This window comes from Priestia sp. P5 (assembly GCF_029522155.1).
Taxonomy (GTDB): Bacteria; Bacillota; Bacilli; order Bacillales; family Bacillaceae_H; genus Priestia; species Priestia megaterium_E.
In genome coordinates this window covers 2,364,188-2,377,407 of sequence record NZ_JAKWFJ010000001.1, presented here as the reverse complement: position 1 = coordinate 2,377,407, position 13,220 = coordinate 2,364,188, and the positions used below count along the sequence as shown (strand labels likewise).

The following is a 13,220-nucleotide window of genomic DNA, read 5'->3' as shown; positions in this document are numbered from 1 at the left end:
AAGGTGCACTAGTGACTGCTTTGCATTTAAGTAAAATAGGAAACAAAATGACTAATAAAGTAGGCGTTCGCACTATTATGCATGACATCCAAGAAGTGCTCAATTCTGATCTCAATCAATATGTGAATTTAAGTGCTGGCAACCCTGCCATCCTCCCTCAAGTTTATGAAATGTGGGAAGAAGCTTTAAGAGATATTGTGAACGACAAACAATTAAAAAATTTGATTAGCCAATATGGTTCTAGTTACGGTACGCATGAATTAATTGATTGCATAAGAGAATACTTCTTTACGAATTATCGTATTAAACTGGACAGAGAACAAGTCTTGATCACGTCGGGAAGTCAAAATCTCTTTTTTTTAGCTTTAAATTCGTTTTGCGGTACAAGTAAAGAAGGAAGAGTAAAAAAAGCATTAATACCTATGCTGCCAGATTACGCTGGGTACAGCGGAGTGGCACTAGAGGAAGGTATAATAGAAGGAATTCCTCCTATCGTCTCAAAGCTTGATCATCATACGTTTCGTTATGAATTTAACAAACAGGCATTTAAAGATAAAATAGCTCAGGACCCAGACATCGGAGCTATTGTATTATCAAGACCTAATAATCCAAGCGGCAACATCCTTTCCGAAGAAGCCGTACAGTTTATATCCCAAGTTTGCAAGGACTATCACATTCCATTGCTAATTGATTCAGCTTACGCACCGCCTTTTCCTGCTATTAATTTTATTGAAATGGATCCAATCATACAGGATAATATCATTCACTGCATGAGTCTTTCTAAAGCCGGATTGCCTGGAGAGAGAATAGGAATTGCTATAGGAAAAAGTGACTTCATAAAAGTAATGGAAGCATTTCAATCAAATATTTTAATTCACTCTTCTAGGCTAGGTCAGCGAATGGTGGTTAACACCTTAAAGAGCGGGCAGTTAGCCGGAATTTCAGCTAACTATATAAGAACTCATTATAAACAAAAACATGACTATTTAAAAAATCTTTTAACTACACGTATGCCGGATGATATTCCTTGGTATTTGCACAAAGCGGAAGGTTCGTTATTTGGTTGGCTTTGGTTAGAAGGTTTGCCTTTCAGTGATAGCGATCTATACAATAAATTAAAAGCAGAAAACTTGATTGTAGTACCAGGCGGCTCATTCTTTCACAGCAGCCAATCTTCTTCTCACAACCGGGAGTGTATTCGTATAAGTCTTACTGCTACAGATGAGGAGTTAAAGAAAGGAATTGATATTCTTTCTTCAGTAGTTAAGGAAATATACAGTTCAAACTTTATATTTCAAACAGAAAAAATATAATTTCTTTAAGGTTTAGAGGTGCAACTCATACGTAATCATAAAGGATTCTTTATAAGCTAAAGATTGTTTAAAGAAGACAATAACATCCAATTTCTTTTGGAATTGGATAATTTTTTGCAATGAAAGACTCCTATATTTCTGCTAGCATATGAACCACGTCAAGAAATAGCAAGGAGGCTTTTTATTTTTATGATAAAGAAACTAGTAATCGCTATAGCGATGCTTATCCCAAGTTTTGGTGCAGGTTACTCAGCATTTGCTGCAGCGCCCGCTCATGAACAGCACGTTCAAGTAAATAAAAATGATAAAGAATTATTAGCTCGTCTCGTATCAGCCGAAGCCAAAGGAGAGCCTTATGCAGGCAAAGTAGCCGTGGCAACAGTTGTATTAAATAGAGTCGACAGCAGCAAATTCCCAGACACTGTAAAAGGCGTTATTTATCAAAAAGGTCAGTATAGTCCGGTCAACAACGGTCAAATTAATAAACCTGCAGACAAAGATTCAAAAAAAGCTGTAGAAGAAGCAATTAACTTCCAAGGTCAAGGAAAAGGTTCATTATTCTTCTTTAATCCTGATAAAACGGGAGATCAATGGCTGCGCCAAAAGCAGGAAACAATTAAAATAGGAAATCATGTATTTGCAAAATAATAAAAAAGCTAATGCCTAGCTACGCGCTGTCATTAGCTTTTTTAGTTATGTACATAAAATACACAGTAGAACAACCTTTAAAATTAGAATTTCATGGTAAAATATAAGAAGTCATTCATAATTAAAAATATGAGGTGATAACGTGAAAGAGAATATGATGTTTGCTTGGATAGCTTCATGGTGAGCTCTTGTCGGTCAGCTCGTTTTTTTTATGGGAGTAGCGCTTTTTACAGGGGATTGGCGCTACATGATGTGAAGTTTTACGATAAGTATAATTGTAGGTATACCTAGTATCATTGGCACCTATAAACGAAATCAGCAGCTAAAAGCATACAAAAAATAAGGAATATCGTATTGAAACGAGCTATGAAAGACTTAGAGAAATCCTCCAAGTCTTTTTTTGTTTGGTTATAAAAAGACATGAACCGTACTCCGTTCTTCTAAAAAAAGTGCTTTTTACATAGTTTATCAATACAGAAAATTTGATAAACACGCGGAGGAGTAAACATGCAGAAACAGCCTAATTTTTTGTTAATTATCGTGGACGAGGAGCGATTTCCACCCTTATATGAAAGTAAAGAACTAAAAAAGTGGAGAAAAAAACATTTAAAAGCACATGAATTTTTAAAACAGCATGGAATGGAGTTTACTCGTCACTACGTCGGTTCTACAGCCTGTTCACCAAGTCGAGCTACATTGTTTACAGGACAATACCCTTCCTTGCACGGAGTTTCGCAAACGCAAGGTATCGCAAAGAAGTCACAAGATCCTGATATGTTTTGGCTGCAGCCTAATACCGTCCCAACGATGGGAGATTATTTTAAGCAGGCTGGGTACCAAACCTTTTATAAAGGAAAATGGCATATTTCTGATGAGAACATCTTAATTCCAGGAACACATAACGTTTTTTCTAGCTATCAGATGCAAACAGGAATACCGGATCCAGAAAAAGAGCGCCTCTATCAACGGGCTAATAAGCTTGAAAAGTTTGGTTTTTCAGAGTGGATTGGTCCAGAGCCGGAAGGGAGAAATCCGCACAATTCTGGTTCATCTGCGGCCATTGGAGTGAGCGGACGAGACGAAATATATGCAGAGGAAATCATAGAGCTTATCCAACGATTAGAATATCAAAAGACTGCGCAGCCTTGGCTCATGGTAGCTTCGTTTGTGAACCCGCATGACATTGCGCTGTTCGGAGCGATTACCAAACACCTTCCTATGTTTCAGTTTTCTATTGACGAGACAACTCCGGACATCGAGCCGCCACCTACCATTAGAGAATCTTTACAAACAAAGCCTAGCGCTCAAAGCAGCTATAAATACATCTACCCAAAAGCGCTGCAGCCGACGCCAAATTCTAGCTTCTACCGGCGCTTATATTATCAGCTTCAAAAAAATGTTGATAAACAAATTTTAAAAGTTCTTCGGACCATCGAACAATCTTCGTTCTATGAAAATACCATTATTATTTTTACGTCTGATCACGGTGATTTGCTTGGGGCTCACGGAGGACTACATCAAAAATGGTACAACATGTATGAAGAATCTATTCATGTGCCGTTTCTCATTCACAACAAGCATTTGTTTCCTAGCTATCAACGTACAGACCTGTTGACTAGTCACGTTGACTTGATCCCGACAATGCTTAGTTTAGCTAATATAGATGCTTCCGCTATTCAAAAGCAACTACAAAAAAGTCATACGGAAGTACATCCATTTGTTGGGCGAGACCTGTCAGGTATACTTCGAGGAGAAACGTGTGCTGAGCAAGAGGAAACAGCGATTTTCTTCATGACGGATGATGACCCGACAAAAGGACTTCACCAAACAAATTTTTTAGGAGAAAGCTACCCGTCAGTTGTTCAGCCTAATCACATTCAAGCGGTCACTGTCGAGTTTTCGTCAGCGGCAGGAAAGGAAGTTTGGAAATACGCTCGCTATCATGATAATCTGCAATTTTGGTCAGCAGCTGACGAAAAAGATGAATTCATTCACGGAGAGCAATATGAAGGTTATCCTGTAAGTTTTACTACCCTTAAAACAACCCGTGTTCCTGATCAAATTGAAATGTACAATTTGACCAAGGATCCGTTAGAAACAGTAAATCTGGCTCACCCGTATTTTTCGACAAATAAAACAAGGGAAATTCAGCGCCAGCTTGATGTTATTCTTAAAGAACAAGTCAGGAAAAAACGGATTTTTCCGCAAAGTGGAAGCATGCATGATGAGCTTCCGTCTAAAGATAGATAAAAAATAGTTTCTACGGATTGAAGTCAAACATTTGGGTAAGCATAAAAAGGTGTATTTAATATTTTAGTATATAAATAAAAAAACCTGATGACGCTTGTGATATGTTACTTGTTCTGGTTTGGGATAGTATTGGTTGCACTTCGTTAATTCCGCTTAGATAAAACAAATAAGGACTTATAGCATCTTTCTTTTTCGCCTTTATTGTTATGAAAATAAGAATGAAATGTAGTCATTAATAGTATAATAAAAAACTTTTTAAGTCCTGTATTCTTAAGTAACTTTTCAAAAATTCAAGCATAAAGTAATTCTATACCATAAAAAATAAAAAATTACTTCTTGACTTTTGTTAAATTTATACACTATAATCGCTTTTAACAACTAATAAACAGTATTTGGCAATGAAAAGGACACGAATTAGATGCTGTTTTCTTCGCAGAGAATAGGGTCACTGGCTGAGAGCCCTTAAGAAATCATCTAATTTACCACCTTAGAGCTATTGCAGGGAACGTGCATAACTGAAACTGCAATCGGTAAAACCGTTATCTTTTTTGAGCGTGAAATACGTATAAGTATCTCACGGAATTAGGGTGGTACCACGGCCGCATTCGTCCCTTCACTAGGGATGAGTGCGGCTTTTTATGTAGAAAAAATGAATATACAAGCAATGAAAAGGACATGAATCATTTTTGGATTTTCTTTACAGAGAGTAGGGTCACTGGCTGAGAACCCTTAGAAAACGAAATGAATTTACCACCTTGGAGCTGCGGCGGGGAATGTGTATACACTGAAACCGCAACCGGTAAAACCGTTATCTTTTTAAGCGTAAAATACGTATGAGTATTTTACGGAATTAGGGTGGTACCACGGCCGCATTCGTCCCTTTACTAGGGATGAGTGCGGTTTTTTGTTGAATAAAAACATATTGGAGGAATGAACATGTCAAAACAAGTGGAAGCAGAAAAGCGAAATCATCAAAAGTTAGGTCAAGAACTGGAGCTGTTTATGTCGATGGAAGAAGCTCCTGGTATGCCGTTTTTCTTACCTAACGGAATGATTATTCGAAATGAGTTAGAAAACTACTGGAAACAAAAGCATTATAAAGCAGGCTATCAAGAAATAAAAACACCCATCATGATGAAACAGGAGCTCTGGGAACAATCAGGACACTGGGAGCACTATCATGAGAATATGTATTTTTCAAATGTTGACAAACAAAACTATGCGATCAAACCGATGAATTGTCCGGGAGCCATTTTATTGTTTAACAGCAAGCGAAGAAGCTACCGAGAACTTCCGATTCGATACGCAGAGCTTGGATTAGTTCATCGTCACGAGCTTTCTGGCTCTTTAAACGGATTGCTAAGAGTCCGTTCATTTACACAGGACGACGCTCATTTATTCGTAGAACTTAGTCAGATTGAAGCTGAGATTAGCCGCATTCTAGCGTTTATCCATGACTTTTACTCACATTTTGGCTTCGATTACAAAGTGGAGCTATCCACACGACCTGAAAAATTCATGGGAGATATTGAAACATGGAACCAAGCAGAAAAGTCGCTTCAATCTGTGTTAAGTGAAAAAGGCTTAGACTATCAGGTAAATGAAGGAGACGGAGCTTTTTATGGGCCGAAAATCGATTTTCATATTTTAGATTCCTTAGGTCGCAGCTGGCAGTGCGGAACAGTTCAGCTTGATTTCTTAATGCCGGAGAAGTTTGACTGTATGTATATTGGAGAAGACAATAAACCGCATCGTCCCGTAATGATTCACCGCGCTATATACGGTTCCGTTGAACGATTTATGGCCATCTTGATTGAACATTACGAAGGTCAATTTCCTCTTTGGTTGGCTCCTGTTCAATTTAAGCTTTTGCCTATTGCACCGCCGCATGTGGAATATGCATATAAAGTGAAACACGAGCTGGAGTTAAAAGGGTATCGTGTTGAAGTAGATGATCGCATTGAAAAAATAGGGCTGAAAATTCGAGAAGCAGAAATGCTGAAAGTTCCTTATATGGCTGTGATAGGAGATAAAGAAGTGGAAAATGAATCGCTTGCTATGCGAAAGCACGGGAAGAAAAATATAGGAACAGTAAGTGTGGAAGAGGCAGCTGTACACTTGAATAAAGAAAAGAATTCAAACAGAGTTTATTGAAGCTATTTACCTTACTAAATAGAAAAATCCGATTTTTTAAGTCGGATAGTGATTCCCTTCATTTTGTCTCACACCAAAATGAAGGGAATATTGAACTAGAAGGGTATAAGATAATATATATCAGCAGTATAACTTTTGCCTTAGACAAACGCCGGTATTTTATAAAAAAATTTATCTTATTCTATTCGAATCGTTTGTACGGGATGAAGCTGAAGCCTCACCTGATGGTTTGTTCATGTTTTTTACTCTCGCTTCTTTTTAGAAGGAGAGTAAAAAAGAAATTTAAACATAAAGTATACTCCTAATGCTAGTAAAATACAGCCAATAAGTAAGTTAAACATCTTTCTCCGCCCTTCATACACTTCAGTTTTCATCATTATAACACCCGTTAAGGTAAAACATTCATCGTTCTGTAAATAATCCCTATGTCAGGAATTTATATTTGAAGATAGCTAGTAAAAAAGTTATCTAAAAACATATAAAATTATTTTTTAGAATATTATTTTTATTCAAACTTATTATACGTAAGCACAATGATAATCTCTTTATTTAGTTTATAAATCCAAAATAGAGCAATACTAAGAAATCGCTTACAAAAACTCTTGAAATATATATAATGATATTAGTATACTAATAGACAAGTTAGTAATTATTTCTATATAATTACTTCTGTATCTGAAGTGAAAACGCGCAGCCAAATGGGAAAAGACGTCATTTTCAAGTTTTTTAATGGATGAGTGGCAACAGAGAGGAGAGAGTGCAATGGGAAAACTATTTAAAAAGAAGTCAATCGAGCAATTATTAGAACAAAGTCAAAACAAATCTCTAGTCAAAACATTAGGAGCATTCGATTTGACTCTTCTTGGTATTGGAGCCGTAATCGGAACGGGGGTTTTAGTATTAACAGGCTTAGTAGCTGCTAACGATGCGGGGCCAGCCGTTATTTTTTCTTTTATATTGGCTTCTATTGTATGCGGATTTGCAGCGCTGTGCTATGCGGAATTTGCTTCAACTATACCTGTATCTGGTAGCGTTTACACCTATACATACGCAACCATCGGTGAAGTGGTAGCGCACTTAATGGGATGGACGTTGCTTTCCGTCTATTTATTAACGATGTCAGCAGTAGCAAATGGATGGTCTTCTTATTTTAATAACTTTTTAGAAGGCTTTGGTTTTTCGCTGCCAAAAGAATTGATTACGATTCCTGCAAACGGAGGCCTAGTGAACCTTCCTGCTATTTGTATTACACTACTTATTACATGGCTGCTTTCAAGAGGAACAAAAGAAAGTAAAAAAGTGAATAACTTTATGGTGCTTGTTAAATTATTTATTATCCTTCTCTTTATTATTGTAGGGGCTTTTTATGTGAAACCGTCTAATTGGACTCCTTTTATGCCTTATGGAATTGAAGGTGTTGTGACAGGGGGAGCGGCCGTATTTTTTGCTTTTTTAGGTTTTGATGCCTTGTCTACATCAGCAGAAGAAGTAAAGAATCCGCAGCGCAATTTGCCAATTGGAATCATTAGCTCACTCGTGATCTGCACAATTATTTATGTAGCGGTATGCCTTGTTATGACTGGAGTTGTTTCGTACAAAGAACTGAATGTTCCAGAAGCAATGGCTTATGTTCTCCACTCAGTAGGACAAAATGCAGTGGCAGGAGTTATTGCTGCAGGAGCTGTCATTGGAATTATGGCTGTTATTTTCGCCTACATTTATGCAGCAACACGCATTTTATTCTCAATGAGCCGCGACGGCTTGCTGCCAAAAGCATTTGCTAAAACAAATGAGAAAACAGGAGTTCCGACTCTCTCCACTTGGCTAGTAGGAATTATCGGAGCGTTAATTTCAGGATTTATCGATCTAAAAGAACTTGCGAATTTAGCAAATATCGGAGCTCTTTTAACTTTCGGTATGGTGGGCGTCAGCATTATCATCTTACGCAAAACGCACCCAACTTTAAAACGTGGATTTACAATGCCGTTTGTCCCGGTTTTACCAATTTTATCTGTATTATCTTGTTTATTTTTAATGATTAATCTTCCTAAAACAACATGGCTATATTTTAGCATATGGATTGTGCTTGGTATATTTGTGTATATAGGTTATTCTCGTAAACACAGTCGATTAACAAGTAAAGAAATGAAAAAAGCGAGTTAGAAGCAAAAAAAAGAGCCTTTCATCCAAGAAAGGCTCCTTTTTTGCTTTTTGTTCAGTTGTTAGACAGTTAGGACGATTGTTCACTATGTTTTTTGCGTGTTTCCACAATAAACAGACAAGTGCTAATAACAAAAGCCGTTCCTACAAAAATGGCGCCAACCCAAGGAAGTGAAGTAAGTCCCATATGGTTAATAATTACGCCTCCGAAAAAGGCGCCAAAAGCATTTCCTAAGTTAGCAAATGAGTGATTCGAAGTAGAAGCTAAAGCAGGTGCTTCCTGTGCTAAGTTCATAATTTTCACTTGAATACCAGGCATTACAGCAAATGCTGCTGCTCCCCAGAAAAACAGCGTGATAATCGCTGCTGTTGGGCTTTTGACAGTAAACGTAAAAATAGTCAGCACAATACAAAGAAAAGCAAAGATACCTACAACCGAAGGCATTAACTTCCAGTCTGCAAGCTTTCCTCCAACAACATTTCCAAGCGTAACGCCGCATCCGTACAATACAAGTATCCACGTAACACTGTGTTCACTTACTCCCGTAACGTCTTCAAGAAGTGGTGTAATGTACGTAAATACAGTAAATAAACTACCGCACCCTATTGCGCTTAAAAGAAGCATCACAAGAAGTTTTGGTTGGCTAAAAGCAGCAAACTGCTGTTTTAGACCCGTTAATTTTTCTTGACCAAGCTTTGGGATAAATAGAATAATACCGATAAATGCAATGATTCCCATAATGGTAATAGCCCCAAACGAAGCTCTCCAACCTAAGTGTTGGCCAATAAATGTTCCTACAGGAACGCCGATGATATTTGCAATGGTTAAACCTGCCATCATCGTTGCGACAGCACTTGCTCGCTTATGCGGTTGTACGAGCCGTGAAGCAATAACAGCGCCTACTCCAAAGAAAGTACCATGACATAATGCCGTAACTAAACGAGCTCCCATCAAAATTCCATAGTTAGGTGCAATAATAGCAATCGCATTTCCGAGAATAAATAAAAGCATGAGTAAACAAAGCAGAAGCTTTTGAGGAAGTCGATGAGTGAAAATGGTTAAAATTGGCGCGCCAATCGCTACTCCTAAAGCATAGCTCGTAATTAGCTGACCAGCAGTCGAAATGCTAACATGAAGGTCTTCTGCAACGTTAGGCAGTATCCCCATAATAACGAATTCCGTCATTCCAATAGCAAAAGCTCCAAGAGTCAACGAGATGAGAGCAATTGGAAAGGAATCTTTCTTACTGACCTGCTCATTAGCATGCATTGTATTCATGTGTGATCACCCTTTCTGTGTATAAAATTTATATCTCCTTGAAAAGAAGTCAATTACTAATAATACTTAAGTGATGGAGCTTTGACAACCAAAAAAGCTGATGTAAGCGGTATCTTTTGGAATTCCGTTTATCTTTATCATATATGAAGACAGTCAGACATAAATTTATTGACAGAATAAAGTTTAGTCCTATAAACTATTTTTAAAGTTGAATAGTTTATACCTATAAACTAAATGAGCAAAGGAGGGAAAGAAGTGACGAAAAGCAAGTTATATCAAGCTGTAGAACTTTTTGAAGAAGTGCTGTTTGTAGGAACAGAAGTCATTCACAGAGAGCTGAGCCATAACCTCTTCGAACATGTCTCAAGGCAGCAGTTTGATTTGTTAAATAGTTTAATGATTAAAGGTCCATCTTCACCTGGCAGTCTTGCTGTCTTGCAAGGTGTTCATAAAAGTGCCATTTCGAATCGAATCAAAAAACTGCTCGAAAAAGGGCTTGTGGAGTGGGACACTAGTGAACTAGAGAGCGATAAACGTTCTAAGCTTATTAAGATTACGACTGAAGGAGAAAAGGTAATACATGACGGAAATGCCGCGTGTTTTAGTATCATTGAGAATTTGTTTGATGATGTAGAAGAAGAAAAAATAGATACATTTATTGAAATTCTTACAATGGCAAAAGAAAAGTTAACTATAAAAGGGGAAAGCAAAAAATGAAATTTATTGTGAAATTTAAATGGATGATTGCGGCCTTTATTTTAGCTTTAACAGTTATATTGATGCTAACGGCACCCAATTTAACAAAGCTTGCAAGTGAAAAAGGTCAGTCGCAGCTTCCTGATGATGCCGTTTCATCTAGAGCCAGCCAAATTTTAAAAGATGCCGGGGAAGATAGTAATACCATCAGTATGGTGATTAAGCTAGATAAAGCATTAGATAAAAATAGTGAGAAACAAATACAGAAAATCATTGATAAGACAGAGAGAATTAAAGGTGTAAAAGATGTCACAACGCCTTTAACAGACGATCAAGATGTTCGTAATCAATTAATGTCTAAAGACAAAAAAACCGTTTTAGTTCCGGTTACTGTCAGTGGATCGGATGAAAAAGTTGAAAAAATAGCGAATCAGATTTATGATAACGTGCCAAAGAACGTTACGGCATATGTAACAGGTGCATCTCTTATTAATCAAGATTTTGCACACAGTTCAGAAGAAGGGTTAAAGAAAACCGAGTTTATTACCATCTTCTTGATTTTAGGTTTGCTTCTACTTGTTTTCCGTTCAGTCGTGACGCCGTTTATTCCTATTTTAATTGTGGGAATCACATACTTAATCAGTCAATCGTTACTAGGTATTTTAGTTAAAAATGTCGATTTTCCAATCTCAACGTTCACGCAAACGTTCTTAGTAGCTATTTTGTTTGGAATTGGTACGGATTACTGCATTCTTTTACTTAATCGTTTCCGTGAAGAATTGGCAAACGGACATGATAAAGTAGAGGCCACAATCACGGCTTATCGTACAGCAGGAAGAACGCTATTTATCAGCGGAATTGCCGTATTTATTGGGTTTGCAGCCATTGGATTTGCCAAGTTTGCTATTTTTCAGTCGGCTGTCGGGGTAGCAGTGGGCGTAGGTGTACTGCTAGTCATTTTATTTACTCTGCTTCCACTTTTTATGGTTACGCTTGGAGAAAAATTATTTTGGCCGTCTAAAAAAGTGGCTTCTCATAGCGATAATAAGCTGTGGGGCTTTTTAGGAAAAAAGGCAGTGGCGCGACCGTTCGTGTTTTTAGTCATTACAGCGATTATTACCGTGCCTTTTATTGTAACGTATGACTCAAAAGTATCGTTTGATTCTACTGCTGAAATCAGCAGTGATTATAAATCTATAAAAGGACTAAACGCCATCAGTGACGCACTGGGAGAAGGAAAAGCGTTTCCTGTCAATGTTGTTATTAAAGGAGATAAAGAGTTAACAAAGGCGGATGTTATTCCTTATTTAGGAAATATAAGCAAAGCAATTGAAAAAGTGGATCACGTGGACTCTGTCATGACGATCACACAGCCTACTGGAGAAAAGATTGATGATTTATATGTTAATTCACAGCTGGGTTCTGTATCAGACGGAATCAAAGAGGCTGTTAAAGGAATCGGAGATGTACAAAAAGGATTAAGTGATATTGAAAAAGGGCTAAATCAAATAGCTGACCAAACCGGTTCCGCTTCTAAAGAATCTGGCGGGTCACTTGCACCTGCCGCAGACGGATTAGCTCAAATTAATCAACAGCTGCAGCTTGTCAGCACTCAGCTTTCTACAACAGGAAATGTGCAGCAAGCGGTTCCTCAGCTTGTTGCAATCAGTAAACAGCTTACTGCCATTCAAACCGGTCTCCAACAAGCAAATGAGAATCTTTCAGCTCAGCAAGGTCAAGTTGGAACCCTATCAGACAATATCAATCAATTAGCAGAAGGTGTTGACAGTGCAAATGATGGGCTAACGAAAATCTCAGATGGCTTAACAAAAGCAACAGATATGCTTGATAACATGAGTGAGAGCTCAACAGTTAGAGATACGGGTATTTATCTTCCAGCAGAAGTGATCAAAGATAAAGGGTTTAAACAATCCATCGATAACTATTCTTTTGCAGATGGAAAAGGAGTTAAGCTCAGCGTAGTGCTCGATCAAAATCCATATTCTGAAGAAGCCATTTCAACCGTAAAAAATATTGAAAAAGCGGTGGCAAGCGAAGTCGTTGATACGCCGTTTGAGCATACAGAAATTGTGTACGGAGGTGTATCGAGCTCAAATGCGGATTTAAAAGATTTATCCACAACGGATCTTTCACGCACAATGGTTATTATGATGATTGGACTGTTTATTGTGCTGACCATTTTATTCCGTTCAATGATCATGCCTGTATACATGATTGCTTCACTGCTGCTTACGTATTATACTGCAATGGGAATATCAGAGCTTCTATTCGTGGATATAATGGGGAATGACGGAATCAGCTGGGCTGTGCCATTCTTTAGTTTTGTTATTTTAGTTGCCCTTGGAATTGACTATTCTATTTTCTTGTTAGACCGTTTTAACGAAGAAGTAAAAAGCGGCGTAGCAGAAGGGATGGTTACGTCTATGAGTAAGATGGGATCGGTTATTATCACTGCTGCTATTATCTTAGCCGGAACGTTTGGGGCTATGATACCATCAGGTGTATTAACACTTGTTCATGTAGCAACGGTTGTTATTATTGGTCTTTTACTTTATGGCCTTGTCATTCTTCCGCTTCTTATGCCAGCGGTTGTCGTAACGCTTGGAGAAGGAAACTGGTGGCCATTTCTTCGAAAAAAAGAAAAATACAAAGTAGATGAATAACTTGATAGCTGTGTCAAAAATCAGATATTTGTTAGG

The 13,220-nt window shown here is 37.8% G+C and carries 8 protein-coding genes and 2 other annotated features; of the genes, 7 read left to right on the top strand and 1 reads right to left on the bottom strand.

Going from position 1 to position 13,220, the window contains the following annotated elements:
* The first annotated feature begins 11 nt into the window (after positions 1 to 11).
* From MMB69_RS12790 to MMB69_RS12770, 5 genes are all read left to right on the top strand, one after another.
* Positions 12 to 1,313 (top strand): valine--pyruvate transaminase, encoded by a 1,302-nt coding sequence (locus MMB69_RS12790; RefSeq protein WP_277447837.1) that lies wholly within the window; start codon positions 12 to 14, stop codon positions 1,311 to 1,313.
* 189 nt (positions 1,314 to 1,502) lie between these two features.
* Positions 1,503 to 1,961, top strand: a complete 459-nt coding sequence (locus MMB69_RS12785; protein ID WP_221783232.1) for a cell wall hydrolase — start codon at positions 1,503 to 1,505, stop codon at positions 1,959 to 1,961.
* Between the two features lie 507 nt (positions 1,962 to 2,468).
* Positions 2,469 to 4,211, top strand: coding sequence for a sulfatase family protein (locus MMB69_RS12780; protein ID WP_277447836.1), 1,743 nt, complete (start codon positions 2,469 to 2,471; stop codon positions 4,209 to 4,211).
* 389 nt (positions 4,212 to 4,600) lie between these two features.
* Positions 4,601 to 4,827 (top strand) — a binding site (T-box leader).
* Positions 4,828 to 4,866: 39 nt separating this feature from the next.
* Positions 4,867 to 5,095 (top strand) — a binding site (T-box leader).
* Between the two features lie 52 nt (positions 5,096 to 5,147).
* A complete protein-coding gene (thrS, locus tag MMB69_RS12775) occupies positions 5,148 to 6,365 on the top strand; it encodes a threonine--tRNA ligase (protein WP_277447835.1) in 1,218 nt (405 codons plus the stop codon).
* Positions 6,366 to 7,127: 762 nt separating this feature from the next.
* The gene (locus MMB69_RS12770; protein WP_048020877.1) at positions 7,128 to 8,528 is read left to right on the top strand and encodes an amino acid permease; all 1,401 of its coding nucleotides are present in this window, start codon (positions 7,128 to 7,130) and stop codon (positions 8,526 to 8,528) included.
* Between the two features lie 67 nt (positions 8,529 to 8,595).
* Here the strand turns inward: MMB69_RS12770 and MMB69_RS12765 are convergent, their stop codons facing one another.
* The gene (locus MMB69_RS12765; protein WP_116741123.1) at positions 8,596 to 9,804 is read right to left on the bottom strand and encodes an MFS transporter; all 1,209 of its coding nucleotides are present in this window, start codon (positions 9,802 to 9,804) and stop codon (positions 8,596 to 8,598) included.
* Positions 9,805 to 10,059: 255 nt separating this feature from the next.
* On the opposite strand from MMB69_RS12765, the gene MMB69_RS12760 reads away from it, so the two are divergent.
* On the top strand, positions 10,060 to 10,521 hold the full coding sequence (locus tag MMB69_RS12760; RefSeq protein WP_277447834.1) for a MarR family winged helix-turn-helix transcriptional regulator: 462 nt from the start codon (positions 10,060 to 10,062) through the stop codon (positions 10,519 to 10,521).
* Positions 10,518 to 13,184 carry an MMPL family transporter gene (locus tag MMB69_RS12755; protein WP_277447833.1) on the top strand — a complete coding sequence of 889 codons (2,667 nt, stop codon included), beginning with the start codon at positions 10,518 to 10,520 and terminating at the stop codon, positions 13,182 to 13,184. The genes MMB69_RS12760 and MMB69_RS12755 overlap by 4 nt, the downstream gene beginning before the upstream one ends.
* The last annotated feature ends 36 nt before the right edge of the window (positions 13,185 to 13,220 follow it).